18 protein-coding genes and 1 pseudogene are annotated in these 19,660 nt (G+C 51.2%); 7 read left to right on the top strand and 12 right to left on the bottom strand.

Annotation, left to right across the window (positions count from 1 at the left end):
- Positions 1–20: 20 nt before the first annotated feature.
- The gene (locus B9Z42_RS05300; protein ID WP_143474041.1) at positions 21–488 is read right to left on the bottom strand and encodes a hypothetical protein; all 468 of its coding nucleotides are present in this window, start codon (positions 486–488) and stop codon (positions 21–23) included.
- Between the two features lie 238 nt (positions 489–726).
- Here B9Z42_RS05300 and B9Z42_RS05295 point away from each other — a divergent pair, with 238 nt between their 5' ends.
- The 5 genes and pseudogenes from B9Z42_RS05295 to B9Z42_RS05280 all read left to right on the top strand — a co-directional run bounded on the left by B9Z42_RS05295 (position 727) and on the right by B9Z42_RS05280 (position 4,716).
- The gene (locus B9Z42_RS05295; RefSeq protein ID WP_100132329.1) at positions 727–2,805 is read left to right on the top strand and encodes a flagellin; all 2,079 of its coding nucleotides are present in this window, start codon (positions 727–729) and stop codon (positions 2,803–2,805) included.
- A gap of 74 nt (positions 2,806–2,879) precedes the next feature.
- Positions 2,880–3,098, top strand: a complete 219-nt coding sequence (locus B9Z42_RS05290; protein ID WP_143474040.1) for a hypothetical protein — start codon at positions 2,880–2,882, stop codon at positions 3,096–3,098.
- A gap of 92 nt (positions 3,099–3,190) precedes the next feature.
- Complete coding sequence (locus B9Z42_RS05285; RefSeq protein ID WP_100132327.1) at positions 3,191–3,481, top strand: helix-turn-helix domain-containing protein; 291 nt, start codon at positions 3,191–3,193, stop codon at positions 3,479–3,481.
- Positions 3,478–3,750 (top strand): annotated as a pseudogene (locus B9Z42_RS16410) (HipA N-terminal domain-containing protein); the annotation flags it as partial. The gene B9Z42_RS05285 and the pseudogene B9Z42_RS16410, both read left to right, overlap by 4 nt.
- 99 nt (positions 3,751–3,849) lie before the next feature.
- Positions 3,850–4,716: a type II toxin-antitoxin system HipA family toxin gene (locus B9Z42_RS05280; RefSeq protein ID WP_233203560.1), complete on the top strand. Its 867-nt coding sequence runs from the start codon at positions 3,850–3,852 to the stop codon at positions 4,714–4,716.
- Here B9Z42_RS05280 and B9Z42_RS05275 read toward each other — a convergent pair.
- From B9Z42_RS05275 to pseC, 8 genes are read right to left on the bottom strand one after another with little or no spacing between them, the layout of a single operon-like run.
- Entirely contained in the window at positions 4,709–5,635 is a 927-nt protein-coding gene (locus B9Z42_RS05275) for a hypothetical protein (protein ID WP_143474039.1), read from the bottom strand. The two genes, B9Z42_RS05280 and B9Z42_RS05275, sit on opposite strands and share 8 nt — an antisense overlap.
- The gene (locus B9Z42_RS05270) at positions 5,628–6,611 is read right to left on the bottom strand and encodes a GNAT family N-acetyltransferase (protein ID WP_100132324.1); all 984 of its coding nucleotides are present in this window, start codon (positions 6,609–6,611) and stop codon (positions 5,628–5,630) included. Before B9Z42_RS05270 ends, B9Z42_RS05275 begins: the two co-directional genes overlap by 8 nt.
- Before the next feature lie 16 nt (positions 6,612–6,627).
- Positions 6,628–7,914 carry a DegT/DnrJ/EryC1/StrS aminotransferase family protein gene (locus B9Z42_RS05265; protein WP_100132323.1) on the bottom strand — a complete coding sequence of 429 codons (1,287 nt, stop codon included), beginning with the start codon at positions 7,912–7,914 and terminating at the stop codon, positions 6,628–6,630.
- Positions 7,911–8,927 carry a Gfo/Idh/MocA family protein gene (locus tag B9Z42_RS05260; RefSeq protein WP_100132322.1) on the bottom strand — a complete coding sequence of 339 codons (1,017 nt, stop codon included), beginning with the start codon at positions 8,925–8,927 and terminating at the stop codon, positions 7,911–7,913. Before B9Z42_RS05260 ends, B9Z42_RS05265 begins: the two co-directional genes overlap by 4 nt.
- Positions 8,927–9,979, bottom strand: a complete 1,053-nt coding sequence (gene pseI / locus B9Z42_RS05255) for a pseudaminic acid synthase (RefSeq protein ID WP_100132321.1) — start codon at positions 9,977–9,979, stop codon at positions 8,927–8,929. Before pseI ends, B9Z42_RS05260 begins: the two co-directional genes overlap by 1 nt.
- A complete protein-coding gene (gene pseG / locus B9Z42_RS05250) occupies positions 9,976–11,499 on the bottom strand; it encodes a UDP-2,4-diacetamido-2,4,6-trideoxy-beta-L-altropyranose hydrolase (RefSeq protein ID WP_100132320.1) in 1,524 nt (507 codons plus the stop codon). The genes pseI and pseG overlap by 4 nt, the downstream gene beginning before the upstream one ends.
- A gap of 5 nt (positions 11,500–11,504) precedes the next feature.
- Positions 11,505–12,191, bottom strand: coding sequence for a pseudaminic acid cytidylyltransferase (gene pseF / locus B9Z42_RS05245; RefSeq protein ID WP_100132319.1), 687 nt, complete (start codon positions 12,189–12,191; stop codon positions 11,505–11,507).
- Positions 12,188–13,366: a UDP-4-amino-4,6-dideoxy-N-acetyl-beta-L-altrosamine transaminase gene (pseC, locus tag B9Z42_RS05240; RefSeq protein WP_199171985.1), complete on the bottom strand. Its 1,179-nt coding sequence runs from the start codon at positions 13,364–13,366 to the stop codon at positions 12,188–12,190. Before pseC ends, pseF begins: the two co-directional genes overlap by 4 nt.
- 153 nt (positions 13,367–13,519) lie before the next feature.
- On the opposite strand from pseC, the gene pseB reads away from it, so the two are divergent.
- Complete coding sequence (pseB, locus tag B9Z42_RS05235; RefSeq protein WP_100132744.1) at positions 13,520–14,536, top strand: UDP-N-acetylglucosamine 4,6-dehydratase (inverting); 1,017 nt, start codon at positions 13,520–13,522, stop codon at positions 14,534–14,536.
- A gap of 10 nt (positions 14,537–14,546) precedes the next feature.
- On the top strand, positions 14,547–15,167 hold the full coding sequence (locus B9Z42_RS05230) for a pseudaminic acid biosynthesis-associated methylase (RefSeq protein ID WP_100132318.1): 621 nt from the start codon (positions 14,547–14,549) through the stop codon (positions 15,165–15,167).
- On the opposite strand, the gene B9Z42_RS05225 is transcribed toward B9Z42_RS05230, so the two are convergent.
- The 3 genes from B9Z42_RS05225 to B9Z42_RS05215 all read right to left on the bottom strand — a co-directional run bounded on the left by B9Z42_RS05225 (position 15,159) and on the right by B9Z42_RS05215 (position 19,403).
- Positions 15,159–16,760, bottom strand: a complete 1,602-nt coding sequence (locus B9Z42_RS05225; RefSeq protein WP_100132317.1) for a tetratricopeptide repeat protein — start codon at positions 16,758–16,760, stop codon at positions 15,159–15,161. The genes B9Z42_RS05230 and B9Z42_RS05225 overlap by 9 nt on opposite strands.
- Before the next feature lie 50 nt (positions 16,761–16,810).
- The gene (locus tag B9Z42_RS05220) at positions 16,811–18,937 is read right to left on the bottom strand and encodes a flagellin (protein ID WP_100132316.1); all 2,127 of its coding nucleotides are present in this window, start codon (positions 18,935–18,937) and stop codon (positions 16,811–16,813) included.
- A gap of 106 nt (positions 18,938–19,043) precedes the next feature.
- Positions 19,044–19,403 (bottom strand): flagellar protein FlaG, encoded by a 360-nt coding sequence (locus tag B9Z42_RS05215; RefSeq protein ID WP_100132315.1) that lies wholly within the window; start codon positions 19,401–19,403, stop codon positions 19,044–19,046.
- Positions 19,404–19,660 lie beyond the last annotated feature (257 nt).

The following is a 19,660-nucleotide window of genomic DNA, read 5'->3' as shown; positions in this document are numbered from 1 at the left end:
TTGCCAGCGGCAATTGCCAATTAGTGGACGTACCCGCTAGGGGCTTGCATGGTGTCGGCATAAGCATCGAGGTCGATGGCTTCTGCCGTCAATTCTGTGTGCTCTGGGTAAGCCGCCAAACCTTGATGGGCTGCAGCCAGTGCGCGAGCAGGATCTAAGTTACAGCGCAAAGCACGAACCAACATCACGTGGGTAAATGCCGGTGTGGTTGCACCTTGAATTTCAATCAACTCGTCGATCAATTCAACCGCCAAAGACCAGTCTTGGTTCATCATGGCCAATAAGCTCGTGATCGCCAAAATGTCTGCGCTGTGTGGATGCAGGCTCATGCCAGCATCACCCAAGGCATTGGCCAAATCAAATTGCTCTGTCGCCACCAACGATTGAATGGTTTCGCGAATCTCAGCAGGCGTGAAGCGCTGGATTGACTGGACGTTCAACAAACCACCCACGGCGGCTTGGTTCATCAATTCTTGAATAAGGGTCATGGAAAGCTCCTGCTTGAAGTGTCGGAAAAACATGCCATTCGCCGAAATGCGTTGGCTCATGAATTGTCCAAAGCAAAACGTATGCCATGTTTCAACGACACTATCAACACCTTTAAAAAATGTAAAAAGTGTAAAGATCGCTAAAGTTTTTAAAGTTCAGGTTTCGCTCTCACACATACTTGCTTTGCCACCGGCAAAACATTGCCGATAGGTTGCCCAACGTCTATGAGGTGAAGCCATGATCATCGGAACCAATACAAATGCAATCGTTGCAGCCAATGCCTATAAAACGGCAAGCACGGCCTACGCGCAAGCCAGCACGCGCATCAGCACACAACTGCAGGTCAACAGCGCCAAAGACGACCCCGTGGGCATAGGCATCGCCAACAAATGGGCCGCCAAAATAGCTTCTTATGCCAAAGCCGTGGGCAACATCAACGCCGGAATTACGGCAGTGAACACCGTAGACACGGCCCTGTCGAGCATTCAAACCACATTAGCAGCCATGCTGGAACTGGCCACCACCTCCGCCAGTTCGACAGACAGCACCACGCTTGCAAGCAATCAAACCCTGTTTGCGTCTTACATTGAGGACATTGATACGTTGGCCAACAACGCCTTGTACAACGGCACCTCTTTGCTCAATGGCGACACGCCCACCCTGAAAGTTCAAAGTGGCATCAACGTCGGCGACACCACCACACTGAGCTTTGGCTCCGTGTTGTCGTCAGCCTTGGGCTCTGGCGATGCGTTGGCACTGAGCTCACTCGGTGCATCGACCACCGCCCTAGCCTCAGGCGATTTGGTCATCAATGGCTACACCGTGGGGGCTTCGCTGGCCAGCTACGACACCACCTCCTACGCCTCCGCTTCCGGCAGCGCGATTGCCAAAGCGGCGGCCATCAACCTGATATCTGGCACCACCAATGTCGAGGCGACCGCTGGCACCACCGATGTGGGCGGCACCACCATGACGTCGTCTGCCACCGCCACAGGAACCATCATCATCAATGGCACCGCCATCTCGGTCACCCTGGCTGGCACAAGCTACGACACCAACCGTGCCTCTGTGGTCACTGCGATCAACAGCAACTCCGGCCAAACAGGTGTCACGGCCGTTGACAACTACAGCACGGCTTCAGGTGTAAGCCTCACGGCCAGCGACGGCCGCAACATCACCGTTGCCTACAGTGGCACCCTGACCAAACTCAACACGGGCGTGGCAGCGGCGGGTACTTATGCCGGCACCTACACCCTGCGCAGCTTGGACCAAAGCGACATCGTCATCAGCAGCAACGTGGGCGGCACCTTGGCCAATGCCGACTTGGCACTTGGCACCTACTCGGCCAATACAGCTCAAGTAGCCAGTAAAAACTTAGGTGGTTCCACCTCCGCGGCCACGGCCATCACCAGTGGCGATATGACCATCAATGGCTACGCCATTGGCGCCTCGTTCAGTTCAGACGACACGGCATCAGATGCCACAGCCACCTCGTCCACCAAAGTGGCCAGTGGCATCGCCCTGGCAGCTGCCATCAACCGCCAAACCACCAACACCGGCGTCACCGCTACCGTGAACCCCAATGTGGTGGTGGGCACGGGGTTTGTAGCGGGTAGCGTCACCTCAATTTTCTTAAATGGTCAAACCATCGCGGCAGGTTCATTGACCAGCATCGCGAGCGTAGTGACGTTGCTTAACACCTACACGGGCCTTACCGGCGTCACCGCCACAAATAACACCAGTGGTGTCACCCTGACCGCCTCGGATGGCCGCAATATTTCAATTGGCAGCACAGATGGCGTTGGCGCCACCCTGGGCATCTCGGGCATGAATACAGCAGCCAAAACTGCCGCAACGGCCGAAACCTACCGTGCAACCGTCACCTTAAGCTCAGATTCCACCTTCACCGTGGCCGCAGGCACCAATGGCAACACCAGCTTAGAAACTGTTGGCTTCAGGGAGGGGACTTATGGCGGAACCACCGGCGACACCAAGGTGTCAGACCTAGACATTTCTACCGCCACTGGCGGCAGCAATGCAATCGCGACCCTCCAAGATGCCATCGATATGGTTTCAAGCTACCAAGCCATTGCAGGCGCACAACTCACCCGGATGGGCTACCAGAGCAGCTATCAAGAAGACCTCAGCACCCATGCCAGCACCGCTTACGGCAACATCATGGACTATGACTTAGCCACAGAGACCACCGCATTGGCGGTGGCCCAAACCAAACAAAACGGTGCGATGGCCATGCTGGCGCAAGCCAATATGTCCCAAGACATGGTGGCGTATTTGCTCAAGCAATACATCAATTAATTTTTTGCGCAAAGCGGCTTAAGAAATAGGAGGTCATGCCGATTCTGACAAGGTACATCTTTGGGCAGAAGCACATGATCATCGAGAGACTCGAACTCAACAACCTAGCGCTCAGCAGCAACATCGTCACGATTGAAAAGCTAGATATCGGTGACAGCATTTTTTGCGAAGACATGAAGAAAGCGCACAGCTTACGAGCGCTTTCGTATTACTTCGTCAGAACGCGCAATGTGCCCAGGAAGTTTGTGTTTCGAAAAATGGACCATGGCTGGCGCATCATTCGCATCAAGTAACTTCGCCCCACCTCAACCAAGTTGGCTGAACTGCCACCACAGAAATAAATCTATTTTGGACAAAATATTAATTTAATGTCCATAATAGAAACATGCCTAAAAAACCACCACCCGTTTTTCCACAAGAGCAACAAAACCTCACCGACCTGGGCGAGCGACTGAAACTCGCAAGATTACGCCGCAAACTCAGCAGCATGGTGGTCGCTCAACGTGCCGGTATCTCTCGCACATCACTATACAAAGTTGAAAAGGGTGACGCCGGCGCCACGCTTGGCACTTACCTTCGTGTACTCGCGGTCCTAGGCTTAGACGGAGACATCAAGCAACTGGCTGCAGACGACAAAGTCGGCCGAAAGCTTCAAGATTTGGCGTTGACCCAATGACTCCCCCCAAAAAAATGCTCGAGGTCTGGCTGGATTGCGACTTGGCCCCACCCATGCTCGTCGGTACCCTGGCACATGACCGAGGGCAAATCAGGTTTCACTACAACCGAGAATGGCTGCAACACCCCAGCGCATTTGTCCTTGATCCAGACTTATCACTGGACGATCACCCCTTTTTTCCTAAGCCTGAGCTGGGAAACTTTGGCATATTTCTAGACTCTTCACCTGACAGGTGGGGACAAACTTTGATGAAGCGTCGAGAGGCACTTCAAGCCAAAGACGAAAACCGAGCTGCACGCTCACTCTACGCATGGGATTTTTTAATTGGCGTACAGGACCTGACGCGCCAAGGTGGTCTTCGTTTTCGCATGTCAGGAACCCAAGATTTTTTGAACAACGACGCATTGGCTGCCCCTCCTATTTCCACGTTGCGCGAGTTAGAGGCGGTGGCCTATCAACTGAGCCATCGCCGTATTGACGACTTAGATGCACTTAGACGATGGCTGTCCGTTTTAGTGGCGCCTGGCGCATCGCTAGGCGGCGCAAGGCCTAAGGCGAACTTCACGGAGTCTGACGGCTCTTTGTGGATGGCCAAATTTCCCGCGCGCGATGACGACCGTGATGTGGGCGCCTGGGAATACGCCACTCATCAAATGGCGCTCAAAGCGGGCATCGATGTGCCAGCGTCTCGACTGATGCGCCTCAATAACGACTTTCATACCTACTGCACGCAAAGGTTTGACCGATTGGCGGGCAAGCGGCGGTTTTATGCGTCTGCTATGACCTTGCTAAGAAAAGAACAAAGCGAAGGGTGCAGCTACCTTGAGATCGCTCAATTTTTGCGAACACAAGGCGATGGTGAAAACACCGCCAAAGACCTCGCCCAGCTATTTCGACGCGTAGCGTTTAACGTGGCCGTCGGCAACCGGGATGATCATCTTCGCAACCATGGCTTTATCTTGGCGGCCACAGGCTGGCGCCTGTCACCTGCCTTTGATGTCAACCCCAACATCGACAAATCAGAACACGTTCTGAACATTGACGCGATCGATAACCGCCCCGATCTGAACACCCTCTTAACAACTGCTGAGTTTTATGGCCTCACACCCACACAAGCCAAACAAACCGTTGACGAAGTGCTGACGGTCACCAGCACTTGGCGGCAAACCGCAAGACAAGTCGGCATTTCCAACGCCGACATTGAACTGACCGCTTCAGCTTTTGCCGCTAATTGACCCCATCACACAAATGCTTGATCGCAGTTTGCGGCAAGCTACAGCGGTGTGCCCAAGGGGGCAAAGAAGAATAAGTTTGACGGCCCGCCTCAGCGGCCACCACCATCGCAAAGGTCTCTGCGCCCACCACCCACTTGGCATTTGCAATGGCTTGGTTCAAGCTCGGGTGCGCATCGAGGCAAACATTTAAATGTGAATGGGCCTGAATCCAAGCGTCGTATTTACCCCGTGGGTCTGACGGATGGGGCCGCAAAGCGATGCTCACCGTTTGGTGACCCACCATCTGTGGCAAACATTGCACAAAAAAATCGAGCGCTTGAAATTCACCCGCAACGCCCCTGCCCCAGTCATGGCGGATTGGCTCCAGAACATAAAGCACATTGCGGCAGTCGTGTGTAACAGGTGGAATCGCCTTGACCATGTTTTGTAAATAAACGTTTGGCAGTTCAATCACTGTGATGTCGTTGAACGTCTGTTTCGCGATATCGACTGCGTATGGGTCTGACACCCAAATGGTGTTGGGCAGCACCACCTCACCGGCACGCTCAAACCTTGGCTGGTAATTCACCCAATGATCGATCACTGCGATGCAAGGAATGTGCTGCGAGATGGCCCATTTTCTGGCATCGTGCTCTAGGCTGCTGGCCCAGCCTGTGCCTGTCAACACACAGTGTGCGCCAGCCAAGGCTGAATTCAATTCAGAGTGCACTTGCATGTGCGGCAAAGACAAAGCTTGTGCCTGCCATGCAAGGTGTGCAGGGCCTTGCAACACCAAACGAAACTCATGTTGGTCTAAAAAGCCTGACTGCGACCAGTTGCGCAACCATGCAAAAACAAGGTTGGCAGCACCCGCATCGTGACACACCACAGCCACAGGTGAACGAAGCTCGGCAGAGCAATTGTTCGTCTGGTCAACCATGGGCTGAGAGATGTACTTCTTGATAGGGGACCAACTCGGCATTGAAGCTGAGTTTGAAGTCTCCCCGCTGTGGTGAATTAACGCCCACAAAATCGAATCGCTCTAGACCATGTGCGGCAAACGAAGCAATGTTGTCAATGAGCAGTTTGGACGAGGCATTGGCAATGCGCAGATCAGGATCGTTCGCGCCAAACAAGTAATAGGCACATTTATTGTCTGTCACAAAAAAAGCCATGGACGCTGCACGCCCACCCACGTGTGCGCAGGACAAATATCCGTAACCGTCGGCCATGGCCTTTTGGCAAATGCGTTCCACCCGCGCCAGTGCTTGCGCATCCATGGCGATGCCTTGTCGATCAAACGTCAGACGGTAAAGCTTCTGAAATAAATCTAAATCTTGCGAGGGTTCAATGACGGCCTGTGTTTTCTTGTACTCCTGCCGTCGAACAGTTCGCACCGTCGATAAGTAGCCAGTGATCTCAAAATCGATCAAAGACACATGACCTGTGTAACGCTGCCGAATTTCAAATTGAGGCAGCTCACTTTTGCCGTAGTTATGCCACTGAAAAGGACGCAGGTCTCTGAAATAAGGCGACAAAGCCATGCTGAAGTTAGAGAAAACATTCAGCAATGAATCTATGAAAAATGTGGTGATTCGAAATTCTGCTGTCAGGCGTTTTTGATGACTTAAAGACGAAACACTTTGGGCAAACAAAATACCCTGATGCGGTGTGAACGCGAAAGGCGCTCTTGCCATTTTGTTGCCATCTTTCAAGATCGCGGCCCCCGCCAGCACTTCCCCTTGCGGAGTAGTCACTACATAGCATGCAAAAGGCGCACCTAAAGACTCTAAAAAGGCGTGACAGGAAAACACATGACCTTGTGGCGACTCATTCACCAAAGCGTCCCACGCCGACATGTCAGAGCAAATGCTCAAAACATAAGGTGATGAAGACGTTGTAGCGTTTTCTTGCATAGCGATCGGCAAACGATTAAGAAATGGTTTTCAACTGCTCTAACTGACCCCACACCTTGTGAAAGGCCTGTGCAATCAGATCCACATCCGCATCGCTCAAGTCGTGCAAACACATGGCAAAACCCAGGTAAGTTTCATCGTGCAGTTTTTCAGCCACGGGACAAATGCCTTTGGCATAACTGACCTCTCGGTGGCAAATGTCTGACGTCCAAGGAAAACCGTTGGAGCCATACGCCACTTTCTTTTGAAAGATGGGCAACAAATGCACGTTTTGGTAGCCATTGCCCAAGCCTGTAACGCCCTCTGCTTGCAATGCCTTGACCAAGGTGTTTCGGTTCACACCCAGTTTTTCAATGTCCAACACCATCGGGTACACGTAGTACGCATGGGTGCAGTCTGGCATCACGTAGGGTGTGGTCAAGCCAGTTAACCCAGTCAGTTTGTCATTCAGCCGTTGAGCCACATGCTGACGACTGTCCAAAAAGTTTTGCAGCTTTTTGAGCTGACTGATACCCATGGCGCATTCAATTTCGCCCAAGCGAAAGTTGTAGCCCACCATGTTGGTGAGGTCGGTCACGCCCATGCCTTCGACCACCGCTTCGGCATGGTTGCGGATCAGTTGCAAGCGTTGCGCAATCTCGTCGTCGTTGGTCACCAAAATACCGCCCTCACCCGTGTGGATGTGCTTGTGGTAGTTCAGACTAAAGCCCCCCACATCGGCCAAGGTGCCCGCGTATTTGCCTTGGTACATCGCACCAGGGGCTTGTGCGGTGTCTGAAATCACTTTCAACCCATGGCGCTTGGCAATCGCCATCAAGGCGTCCATGTCGGCAGATTGACCAAAAATATCCACGGCCATGATGGCCTTGGTGTAGGGCGTGATGCACGCCTCAACCGACTTGGGGTCTAGGCAAAATGTGGCCGGGTCAATGTCTGCAAACACAGGGATGGCATTCCAATGCAAGATGGCCGTGGCGCTGGCGCACATGGTCCAGGGCGGCACGATCACTTCGTCACCTGGCTGAATGCCAATAGCACCCACAGCGGCAATCAAACCGCTGGTCCAAGAGTTCACCGTGATGGCGTACTTCACGCCAAAGTAGCTGGCGCACTGGGCTTCAAAGGCTTTGACTTTGGGCCCGCCCAAAAAGTCTGGATGCCATGCGCCAATGAACTGCGACAGCACACCGCTCTCGATCACCTCTTTGGCGGCTTGCACCTCTTCAGCCCCAATCGGGTTGTAATGCTTGAAAGTTTGGGTGATGGTGGCTGGTCCGCCCAGCAAGGCAAGTTTGGCGCTCATACGGCCGCTTTCTGATGGTTCAGGCTTGCGGCTTGTGCCGAGGCCATGTGTTGAATTTGTTCGCACAAAGCTTGCGCCTGCAAGGCATTGCTGCCCGAGCTGGCCAAAGGTGCGCCGTTTTGCAGGGCGTCAAAAATATTGGCAACCGCACCCGTCAAGGCATAAGAGCCTTGAGGAGAAACCCACTCCCCCGCATTGAGAAAACGGTAGCCCGCCAACTGCTCGCTGGGCTTGGCATGGCGAAAACGCCAGCGCGCGCCGCCGTCTTCCATGTTGATCACGCCCTTCTCGGTGACGATTTGCATCTCAAACAAGGTGTAGTCTTGGGCGTGGGCCACATTCAGCTGAATGGGCAGCCCCTGCTCTGTCTGCAAGGTGACGTCGACCGTTGGGTCATTTGGAAAGAAATCGTCCACAGCTTGACCCACGCTGGAAATGCGCAAAGGCCCAAATAAACAAAGCAACAGGTCCAGCATGTGGCTGCCGTTGTTCAAAATCCCTTTGTTGTAAACCGCTGAGACCGATCGCACAGCGCCCCAATGATCTTCAGCCAAATCTGCCTTGAGCTGGGCCACCTGAGGCGACCACCGTCTGCTGTAGTTCACCGCCAGCAAAACCTGTTGGTCAGCGCAGGCTTGCACCGCGCGCTGGCTTTCTTGCAGGTTAACGGTGATGGGTTTCTCACAAAAAATGAGCTTGGGTTTGAGTGCTAAGGCAAATTGAATGTCTGTGGCGTGCGCATGCGTGGGCGAACAAATGCTGACCACGTCAAACGGGCCAACAGCTGCGGCCTCTTGCAGACTGGTATAGCCAACAGGCACTTGCCAGCGCTGCTGAAAGACCTCGCGTTTGGCGGCGTCGGGGTCGACACAGGCAGACACGGTGAACCCGCCATGCTTTGAAAACGCCTTGGCATGGCCCAAAGGCAAGGCGTCTTCTGACTGAAGCAGGTCATAGCCGCCGGCCATGTTGCCGCAACCGATGATCAAGACTTTGTAGGCCTGCTCTGCCATCAAAACATGTCCCAACTCACGCCAGTGCCACGCGGCACCGCATATTTCACCACTTTGCCCAGCACCTGCTCGGTGTATTTGGTGGGCAAGCCAAGACCTGGGCGGATGGCACGCACGTTGTCTTGGGTCAGCACGTCACCCGCTTCTAAATCTTTCACCACGTAAAGTGAGCGCCTGAACATTAACGACTTTTGCTCTGCCGCCGTCGCGCCGTAACTCACTTGGCCCAATGCCTGCCATGCACGTTCGGTTTCAATCACCAGCTGACTCATTTCAGCGGGCTCCATTGAGAAGGCGCTGTCCACCCCGCCATCGGCACGGTTGAGGGTGAAATGTTTTTCAATCACCGTCGCCCCCAAACCCACGCTGGCCACGGACACGCCCACGCCCATGGTGTGATCAGACAAGCCCACCTCGCAGCCAAACAACTCACGCATGTGCGGGATGGTCAAGATGTTGGTGTTGTCAGCAGCGGCTGGGTAGGTGCTGGTGCATTTGAGCAAAATCAAGTCTTTGCAGCCAGCCTGTCTGGCCGCACGGACCGTGTCATCTAACTCGGCAATGCTGGCCATACCTGTGGAGATGATCATGGGCTTGCCCGTGGCAGCCACCCGACGAATCAAAGTAAGGTCAGTGTTTTCAAAAGAGGCAATCTTGTAACAGGGCACGTCCAAAGACTCTAATAAATCAACCGCCGTGTCGTCAAACGGCGTGCTGAACGCAATGATGCCCAGCTCTTTGGCACGTCTGAAGATAGCGTCGTGCCACTCCCAAGGTGTGTACGCTTGCCCGTACAACTTGTAAAGCGATGTGCCCGCCCATAGGCTTTTGGCGTCGCTGATGTGAAACTCGCGTTCGTCCAAATCTAGCGTCATCGTGTCAGGGGTGTAGGTTTGGATTTTGAGTGCGTGCGCACCAGTCTTGGCCGCAGCCTCCACAATTTCCAAAGCACGCTCAAGCGACTGGTTGTGGTTACCTGACATTTCGGCAATGATGAAAGGTGACGAACCCCTGCCAATCGATCTGCCAGCAATTTTCAAAATATTTGTCATAATTTTTTTACAAATTCAATTGGATCTGCATCAACGTGCTTGATGTAATTCAAGTTTGCGAACAGCCTTTTTGACGACTCATTTTGTTGTAACACTTTGGCATGCAATGCATCCACGTGAGGATGATGCGTCTTTAACCAATCTTCAGCGGCCCCCAACAACTTGCGTCCATGCCCATGGTTGCCCGACTCAGGTACGAGATAGATTGAAACTTCGGCCAAGGTTTCTGTGATGTCAAACCGAACGACACCAACTGGTTTTTTGTCAATTTCACCAATGAGTAGGGGGTTGTGCAATTGCCCGCATCGTTGGTCAAACCACTTCTCATGCGCAACCCACTGAATTTCATCGGCAGAAAGTGATTTACTTCGAATCGTTGGATGGTTGCGCCAAGTGAAGATATTTTTTGAATCTAATTTGTCAGCCAAGCGCATGGTGATATCGCCTGAAAAAATTAGATTGCTAACTTTCACCACGCCATGCCCATCTACCAATTGGTAAATTTTTTCAGACATCTCCGCCCGAAAGTTCAAGCCACTTTTAAGCTCACGCAGTACTTGATTTAGGAATTCAATTGCGGGCATTTTTTGTTTTGGCGCAAAAACCAAGTCTTCAAACTGTAAATCCGCGATTTGTTGTCGCTGGTTGTCTGCTGTGCTAATGCAAATAGACGGCAACCCCATACAAAAGCGCTCCCAAATAGAAGCACCACCCGCACCAATCGCAAGGTCAGCTTGGGCCATCAAATGAGCCATCTGCTTAGTTTGGACATGACACGCAAAGAAATGCGTTTTGCAAAGGGACTCTATCTCTTGAATTTTGGGGTGTTGTTGACCAATCACGACATCCACATGGATATCCAAATTAAGTTCTATCAATGCCTTCAGGGCCATGCCCGTTAAATTTTCAGCGTCAACACCGCCAAAAAAAACCAACACACGCCTCACTTCTCCCATTCTTGGCATGACATGCTTTCGCATCTCGGTGAATTCTTTTCTCAACAAAGCATAGGCTGGCCCGAGCAACATCTGGCAATGAGCAGGGACTTTACTGACATAACGCGACTGTGCATCACGGTAGTAATTTTGATCAAGCAACACATCGCAATCATGCGACCTGTCCGCCAAGTCATCGATCACCATGAGCCTGTTGGCGATGACTCTTAATGTGGATTCCCAGCGTTGGTCTATGGCGTAGTGGTCAACGATGAGCCAATCAAATTTGTGGTGTCCCAACTTTTCCAGTGTGTGAACGGCGTCTAGATGTTGGCTTGTTTTCAACCATTTGGAATGTGCCAACTCATCCACACCTTCCACCCTGACAGATTCTGGCAAGGCATGGAAAGCGAAGTTTCTTTCATGAAGCATTTGCAACAAATGCTCAGGTATTCCTCGTGCAACAAAGCAAATATCAGAACCCTGTTTTTTTAACGCGTCAGCCAATGTCAAGCAGCGCATGAAATGGCCTGTGCCTATTTCGCTGTTTGCGTCTGTTCTAAATGCGATGCGTTGCGAAGCCATGTGAATTACCTGACGTCTGTGGCCAGTGCCAAACGCTCGGCACGGTCCCAATCTGCGGGCGTGTCAATATCGACCACGCGCCAACTTGGAATGACATACCCTGCGCCACTGCTGTGAATGCGTGGATTGCTTAACCAAGCCTTTTTTTGGCCCCAATAAAACTGCCCAGCGTCGTAAAAGGCAGGCTCTAGGTCTTGTGTTCTGGTGAGTTGAAACTCTGGAAAGAAGGGTTGCATCACCCCATGACTACCTTGCTTCAATGCGCGTTGGATGGCTGACGGAAACTCTGTGACGGGAAAACAATAGTCAGCACTGCCTGCTTCTAGGTGTTTGAACGCACCTTGCAAATCTTCCACTTGAATGAATGGCACACCCGGATAAATACAACACACGTTGGAAAAATCCCAACCCAACGCCTCACAGGCCTGAATGGCATGTACCACGACGGGCACTGTGGCCGTGTAGTCATTGGCCAATTCTGCTGGCCTCACAAAGGGTGTTTCGGCTCCCCACGCTTGCGCAATTTTTGCTATTTCTGCGTCATCCGTGGACACCAACACATGGTCAAACAAACCTGAGTTTTTTGCAGCCGTGATGGCATAAGCAATCATCGGCTTGCCACCAAATTCTTTGATGTTTTTTCGTGGAATGCGTTTGCTGCCGCCACGCGCTGGAATGACAGCGATGTTCATAGCAAGGCGCTCCTTATTTCTTCAACCACTCGGCCCTGTTGCTCATCGCTCATGGATGCATACACAGGAATGCTGATGCTGGACTTGAAGTAATGCTCGGCATGGGGGCAGTAACCTGGCTTGAAGCCCATGCGCTCAAAGTATGGTTGCCTGTAAACAGGGATGTAGTGCAAATTCACGCGAATGCCCGCATGGGTCAATACCTGATAGACCTCTTTTTGAGACTTGCCACATATGGATGATTCAACTTGAATGGGATACAGGTGGTAGCTGGAGTAAGCATCAGGGTGCTGCCACGGTGTTTTAACAGGCAGTTCCTTGAAAGCTTCGTCGTAATGAGTGGCGACAACGTGACGGGTTTGCACAAACTCATCCAGCTTTTTGAGCTGACTCAAACCCAAGGCGGCTTGAAGCTCAGTCATGCGGTAGTTGAAGCCCAAGCTCAGTTGTTGGTAGTTCCAAATTTCATCTGCGGGTCGCGCTTGCATGTCTGACGGCGTGCTGCTGATGCCATGGCTTCGCAATTGGACCAATTTATTGGCTAACGCAGCGTCGTTGGTCACGGCCATGCCGCCCTCTGCGGTGGTGATGATTTTGACGGGATGAAAGCTGAACACCGTGATGTTGCTGTATTGGCAGTTGCCCACGGGCTCGTTCTTGTACCGAGCGCCTATGGCGTGCGATGCGTCTTCAATGATTTTGAAGCCATATTGAACTGACAAGGCGTGAATGGCCGCCATGTCGCAGGGTTGACCGCACATGTGCACGGGCACCACCACTTTGGGCAGCTTGCCAAGTTGTTGTGCCTCTCTCAGTTTGGCCTCTAGCGCCATGGGGCACATATTGAAGGTACGGGGGTCGATGTCCACAAAGTCCACCTGTGCGCCGCAGTACAAACCACAGTTGGCAGACGCCACAAAGGTGATGGCACTGGTCCACAACCAGTCGCTGGAGCCTAAACCCAAAGCCAAACACGCGATGTGCAGGGCCGAGGTGGCGCTGCTCACGGCAACGCCATGCTGCGCATGGCAATACGCTGCCAGCGCTTGCTCAAACGCGGGCACCACAGGACCTTGCGTCAAAAAGTCAGAGCGCAACACATCTACCACCGACTGGATATCGGCTTCTGAGATGGATTGGCGTCCATAAGGAATTATTTCGTGTGAATTTTTCATAAAAGAATGTCGAATTCCCGTCATGTGTAGGTGTTCGTCTTGGATCAAAGCAATTAGCAGACCAGCAATGACAAGGTTGGCACGCCTTCTGCTTGATAACTTGCATTCTCATTAAATCGTCGATTTACCGACGCCATTTGTATGCATCAAAACATGGACATTTGCGACCAATCCATCCTCATCACAGGGGGAACTGGCTCGTTTGGCAAGGCGTTTGTCAAGTCTGTGCTGGACCACTGCCCCAAGATCAAACGATTGGTGGTGTTTAGCCGCGATGAGTTGAAGCAGTACGAGATGCAGCAAGAGTTTCCCCAAGTCAAATACCCTGCACTTCGGTTCTTCATTGGCGACGTGCGAGACCCTGGCCGTTTGTCACGCGCCATGGAAGGCATTGACACCGTGGTGCATGCTGCCGCCTTGAAGCAAGTTCCTGCCGCCGAATACAACCCCTTTGAGTTCATCAAAACCAACATCATGGGCGCGCAAAACGTGATCGAAGCTTGCCTTGACAAAGGCGTACGCCGCGTGGTGGCCCTGTCGACCGACAAAGCCGCAGCACCCATCAATTTGTATGGCGCCACCAAACTCTGCAGCGATAAGCTGTTTATTGCAGCCAACAACTTTCGCGGCGACCGCGACCTGAGGTTTTCTGTGGTGCGCTATGGCAATGTAATGGGCTCACGCGGGTCCGTGATTCCTTTTTTCATGAGCAAAGCCAAAACAGGCGTGCTACCCATCACCGACATGGCCATGACACGCTTCAACATACCTTTGGAAGATGGCGTAGAAATGGTGTTTTGGGCCTTAGAGCATGCATTGGGCGGTGAAATTTTGGTGCCCAAAATTCCCAGCTACCGCATTGGCGATGTGGCCGAGGCCGTCGCACCCAACTGCAAGCACGAGATTGTCGGCATCCGCCCAGGCGAAAAGCTGCATGAAGAAATGATCACCAGCAGCGACAGCCCTAGCACCATTGACTTGGGTGGGTATTACGCCATTTTGGGCGCGGGCTTACAAAACAAAATGCCTGAGTACCTTGAAGCATTAAAAGCCAAACCCGTGCCAGCTGGGTTTGCTTACGAGTCAGGCTCTAATCCCGATTTTTTGAGTGTCGAACAAATTCGTTCGCTCATCAAACTCCACATGGATCCAGCATTCGAACCTATTTGAGGAATTAACAATGAACTACCAAACTGAACAAGAGAAGTTTTGGGCCACAGATTTTGGCAACGACTACCCAAGCCGCAATGAAGGTGAAGCGCTCATTGCATCTAATATCGCACTATTCTCCAAAATATTTCGTTCTGCGTCCACCGTCAAATCGGTGGCTGAGTTGGGTTGCAACATTGGCCTCAACCTATCAGCCCTGAATCGGATTCATCGGCAATTCGATCTTCGCGGTTACGAAATCAACCAATCAGCAGCCCAATCCGCTGCAGATCAAAAGATGGCCGAAATTATCAATACGACCATCACCGAGCCATTGGGTATGGATAAAAAATTCGATTTGACTTTCACGAAAGGCGTGCTTATTCATATCAATCCAGAAAAACTGGATACGGTTTATGAAAACCTTTATAAACTGTCCAATCGTTACATCATGGTGTGCGAGTACTACAACCCGTCGCCCGTGGCCATTGAATATCGTGGCCATCAAGATCGCTTGTTCAAACGAGATTTTGCTGGCGAGTTAATTTCAAAGTACAACTTGCGCTTGATCGATTATGGGTTCAATTACCACCGAGATGCGTATTTCACAAACGACGACACCACGTGGTTTTTGATGGAAAAATCATCCTAATTTTCGGATTAACTCCGGAATGTGTGGGATCTTTTCTGCAAGGTGTTCACCTTTTGCAGCCAGAAGCGGTGTGACGCATGAATACCATGGGTAGCGATCGGTTTGTCCGAGCATCATCCAGCCTGGCTTAGCTAACAAATACGTTGGTACATCACATGAGCCAGCCAATGAACTGACTGCAGTTCCAACAGTCACAACTGCATCTAGATTCTTAATCAGTGCTAATACGTTCTCTAAATCTTTTTTTAAATCTAGGTCTGGCCAGCGAAGAATTTGAATGCCTAGTGCGGCCTCAATTTCAAGCAACTCATTTTCACAATCGCCATATTGCAAATTTACAAATTGAAAGTCTTGCTGAACAAGCAGTTCTTTCCAGTCTAAAAGTGCCGTGTAATTGAAATTTCTGGCCATCGAAAACAAACCACTTCGCCAACAGATGCCCACAAGTTTCTTGGAGGAATAGCCAGATAAGCGTTCTTTGTAGGTTTGCAAACTCGAGTCACGCAAGGCCAGTGGCGTGGCAGGTTGCGTAAAAGACGCCATTTCACGCCTGAAAATACGTGGCAATGAGCCAATCGCGCATTGAACATCGAAGTCGTGTGCCGCAGGGAAAAAATCTGGCCCTATCGATTCCGCTCTCACCGTGAATGCGGGGAAAGTACGATTGAAAATATCAATCAAACGAGGCTCGCATTCGAGAATGACGTTGATGCCCATCAAAGACACATCGTGCAAGCAGGTTGCAAACTCTATTTCGTCGCCTAAGCCCTGCTCACGCCAAATAAGCAAGGTTTTATCACCAATTGGCTCGCCCTGCCATTGCGGCTGTTGGAATTTTCTTTTAGATCGCAAAGCAGCCACTGGCAGTAACGAACCAAAACCATTTTCATAATAGTCCCAACCTTTGCCCAATTCACCCTGATGCAAATAGGCATAGCCAAGGTAGTACTTGACAAGCGCAGCTTCGTTGGGAGAAATATTCTTGCGCAGAAGCGCTTCCTCATAAAGTCTTGCACCTTCAGCATAATTTTCTAGCTTTACTTGAATCTGGGCTAGATTAATGACCGTAGGAATGTAGGAGGGATCAATTTGGTTTGCAATAATGAGTGCTTCACGCGCTTCTGAAACCATATTCAGATCAGCAAACGCGGTACCTAAATTATTAAAAGCCACAACAGAATCAGGCTTGATTTGAATTGCCTTAATAGAGAGCTTCAAAGACTCCTCAGACTTACCCAATGTTTGATAGACGTTACATAAATTAATGTGTGCGTCATAACTTTCAGGGTCGAGCTCAAGCACATACTCCAAAATATCTTTGGCGTCATTTTGTTTGTTACAACGAATCAATGCCACAGCGAAGTTCACCAAGGCCCTGATATTTTTACTGTCAGCTTCTACGACTTTGGCAAAGTCAATCAATCCCGACTCATAGTTTTCAGACCGTAAATGCGCTTCGCCACGCATCATCAAATATTTTTGTTCTTCTGGATGCGCTAAAAGCAATTCATCCAAATGCTCAATGGCTTTAGAAAAGTGCCCACTTGACATGGCCTTTTCGGCCTTTATTAGTATTTTTTTGGGATTACTCATAAAAAAAGGGGGAAGGTTGCCCTTCCCCCAGTTTAATAGATAAGCAAAACTTACTTCAACAGAGACAACACGCCTTGTGAAGACTGGTTGGCTTGCGCCAACATTGCTGTTGCAGCTTGCTGAATGATCTGCTGCTTGGCCATGTTGGTGGTCTCACTGGCGTAGTCAGTGTCCATGATGCGGCTGCGAGAAGCTTGCATGTTTTGCGAACTTTCTGCCAAGTTGCTCACCACCACATCCAAACGGTTGCTGATCGCACCTGACTTGGCTTGTGCAGCACTGACGGTGTTCAAGGCCGAATCGATCGCGGCAAGGGCTTGGTTCGCACCAGTGACCGTGCTGATGTCAATTTGGTTGACCTTCATGCCATTGTCTGCGCCACCATACGTACCTTGGCGGAAGCCAAGTTTTTCCAAGTTGGTGATGCCGTTTGAACCCGCTTCGATTTTGAACGCGTTGTCAGAGCTCAAAGTGACGGTTGAAATGAAGGTCACTGAAAGCGCCGAGGTATCGCTGGTACCAATGGTCAGGCCTGTCAAACCAAGCGCAGCAGAACCCGCAGAAGCGCCAATGTTGATGTTGCGACCGTCGGCAGCTGTCAACTCAATGCCATCACCCACAGCACGGGCAGTCACGCCGGTTTGGCCAGAGTACTGGTTGTAAGAATCCACGGCACCATCACGTGTTTGTGTGTTCAGCGTAAACGAAACACCGTTCAACATGACTTGCGCGTTGGAAGCGGCAGCGGTAAAGCCCTCGCCTCGCAGCACGTTAGGGGCAGCGGTGGCCTTCACACCCGTCATGTCTGATTTACGGTTAATGGCAGCCGCAATGGCAATGGCTGTTGTTTTAGCCACTGAAGACAATGGGCCAGTGTTAGAGGCTGTGTCGTCATTTGAGTTGGCTTGGCCAATCGCAACACCGTTGATGATCATGCTGTTGCCGTTCATCAAACCCTGCAAAGCTGAGGTAGGTGCAGTAGCGGCAGCTGGGTTGGTTCGCTTCATGGTGGTAAATATGGCTTGATCAGCCTTATAAGTGCCTGTACGCAAGCCACTTTGTGCCTCAACGTCGTTGCCTGTTACGCCATCTTTCATGCTGACGTTGATATCACGGCCGTCCAATGTGTAGAGCGAATAGGAACCAACGTTGGTGCTGGCGTCAGCCAAACCTGCTTGGTTGGTTGTGGTACCTGTGATGACGATGTTGCGGCCGTCAGCAGCAGTCAAAGTGACCCCTGTATCGTCGTTTTGGGTGTCGGTCGCAACCACACCTGTCAACGCTGATTTGGCATTGATCGCGTTCACTGCAGTTTGACGGGAAAGACCCGTTGAAATGGTCGATGTAGAGAACGAATCAATGGTCACGCCGTTGATCGTCATTGCAATCGTGGAAGCCGCAGCTTCGACGGCTTGCGAGTTGGCACCCGAAACAGTGGTGGGGCCGGCCTTAGCATAAACGCCGCTCAAGTCAGAGACTTTGTTGATGGCAGCAGCTTTGGCAATCGCGCTGGCAGCAGCGGCAGTTGCAGGTGATGAAGAATCATCGGAGGCAAGGGACGCGCCCACTGAAACACCGTTGATCAACAAAGCGCCTGCAGAAATTGAATCTAATGTGGTGTTAGCCGTGTACGCGCCACCCACTGAAGACAAAGATGCGCGTGAACCCACACCAATGTCTTTGGTTTGCATTGAGGCGAAACCAACTTTCATGGTGTCACCCGCATTGGTGCCGGTTTGAATCACCACATTTTGAGAGGACCCGTCCAACAACTTGATGTTGTTGTGGTTAGTCTTGGTAGCGATTTCGTCAATTTGCATTTTCAACTGAGACACTTCCAATTGCATAGAAGAACGGTCTGTGTCGTTCATCGTGCCGGAACCTGCTTGCACGGCCAATTCACGCATACGTTGCAAGACATCACCCACGTTGCTGATCGCGCCTTCAGCGGTTTGTGTCATGGAAATCGCATCGTTGGTGTTCTGCGTTGCTTTGGCGATACCGCGAATTTGCGCTGTCATGCGGTTGGTGATGGCCAAACCAGCAGCGTCGTCTTTGGCTGAGTTGATCTTCTTACCTGTGGACAAGCGCTCCATGGCGTTGCTCAGGTTAAGGTTACTTGAACGCATAGACTCTTGAGCCACAAGCGCTTTCGTGTTGGTGTTAATCACTGACATGGTGCTTCTCCTAGAAAGATGGATTTACCGAAAAATTTACAAGAACGTTTTCTTGATGAGCTATAGATCGTCAACACCAAAAAAAACTTGAGAAATTTAGAAAAATTTAAATTTCTTTGTTGAGCAAAACGCCCTTGAGTGCGTCAATGCTGTGGGCCACTTTGATGACCACTTCATTAGGAAACTGACGAATCACTTCGCCAGTGTCTTGCTTGCGAACCACCACGATAGGACGTCCTAACGCTGGATCGATAGAGAAAGAAAGGTTGCGGCCCCCATCTCGCATCACCGAGTTGATGTGCTCAATGGCAGCGTCTAAGTTTTTACGCATACGCTCACTGTCACCGATCAATTCAGTGGTGGGTTTGGCCGCAACGGGAGCTGCCACCTTGGTTGCAGGCTCATGACGCACAGGCTCACTCGACGCTGGCAAAGGGGTGCTGCGTGGTTGAATTTCGATTCCCATATCGTGCCTTTCAGAACCTAACGAACAGGCTGAGCACGATTGCTCAGCGCATCAAAGAAGGTTCAACGAGATGTGAATCGACACGCTCAAAAAAAACTTGAGCGAAATTTTTAAAAATAGTTCAGAACCCGGGCGTGTCCTAGATTTTGTGTAAACGGTCTAATGGCAGGAAACTGCCTTCATCTTCAAAGGAAGAGAAATGACCGTAAGCAACGAACTCATAGACCGCCTGTTGGCGGATTACAAAAAACCTGAAG

Source organism: Limnohabitans sp. B9-3, from assembly GCF_002778325.1.
GTDB classification, from domain to species: Bacteria; Pseudomonadota; Gammaproteobacteria; order Burkholderiales; family Burkholderiaceae_C; genus Limnohabitans; species Limnohabitans kasalickyi.
Note: the sequence above shows the minus strand (reverse complement) of the source record. Positions and strands in the feature narration are given on the sequence as shown.

Coding starts and splice junctions, on each gene's coding strand:
- B9Z42_RS05300 (WP_143474041.1), bottom strand. CDS start 488: ATGACCCTTATTCAAGAATTGATGAACCAAGCCGCCGTGGGTGGTTTG.
- B9Z42_RS05295 (WP_100132329.1), top strand. CDS start 727: ATGATCATCGGAACCAATACAAATGCAATCGTTGCAGCCAATGCCTAT.
- B9Z42_RS05290 (WP_143474040.1), top strand. CDS start 2,880: ATGATCATCGAGAGACTCGAACTCAACAACCTAGCGCTCAGCAGCAAC.
- B9Z42_RS05285 (WP_100132327.1), top strand. CDS start 3,191: ATGCCTAAAAAACCACCACCCGTTTTTCCACAAGAGCAACAAAACCTC.
- B9Z42_RS05280 (WP_233203560.1), top strand. CDS start 3,850: ATGTCAGGAACCCAAGATTTTTTGAACAACGACGCATTGGCTGCCCCT.
- B9Z42_RS05275 (WP_143474039.1), bottom strand. CDS start 5,635: ATGGTTGACCAGACGAACAATTGCTCTGCCGAGCTTCGTTCACCTGTG.
- B9Z42_RS05270 (WP_100132324.1), bottom strand. CDS start 6,611: ATGCAAGAAAACGCTACAACGTCTTCATCACCTTATGTTTTGAGCATT.
- B9Z42_RS05265 (WP_100132323.1), bottom strand. CDS start 7,914: ATGAGCGCCAAACTTGCCTTGCTGGGCGGACCAGCCACCATCACCCAA.
- B9Z42_RS05260 (WP_100132322.1), bottom strand. CDS start 8,927: ATGGCAGAGCAGGCCTACAAAGTCTTGATCATCGGTTGCGGCAACATG.
- pseI (WP_100132321.1), bottom strand. CDS start 9,979: ATGACAAATATTTTGAAAATTGCTGGCAGATCGATTGGCAGGGGTTCG.
- pseG (WP_100132320.1), bottom strand. CDS start 11,499: ATGGCTTCGCAACGCATCGCATTTAGAACAGACGCAAACAGCGAAATA.
- pseF (WP_100132319.1), bottom strand. CDS start 12,191: ATGAACATCGCTGTCATTCCAGCGCGTGGCGGCAGCAAACGCATTCCA.
- pseC (WP_199171985.1), bottom strand. CDS start 13,366: ATGAAAAATTCACACGAAATAATTCCTTATGGACGCCAATCCATCTCA.
- pseB (WP_100132744.1), top strand. CDS start 13,520: ATGGACATTTGCGACCAATCCATCCTCATCACAGGGGGAACTGGCTCG.
- B9Z42_RS05230 (WP_100132318.1), top strand. CDS start 14,547: ATGAACTACCAAACTGAACAAGAGAAGTTTTGGGCCACAGATTTTGGC.
- B9Z42_RS05225 (WP_100132317.1), bottom strand. CDS start 16,760: ATGAGTAATCCCAAAAAAATACTAATAAAGGCCGAAAAGGCCATGTCA.
- B9Z42_RS05220 (WP_100132316.1), bottom strand. CDS start 18,937: ATGTCAGTGATTAACACCAACACGAAAGCGCTTGTGGCTCAAGAGTCT.
- B9Z42_RS05215 (WP_100132315.1), bottom strand. CDS start 19,403: ATGGGAATCGAAATTCAACCACGCAGCACCCCTTTGCCAGCGTCGAGT.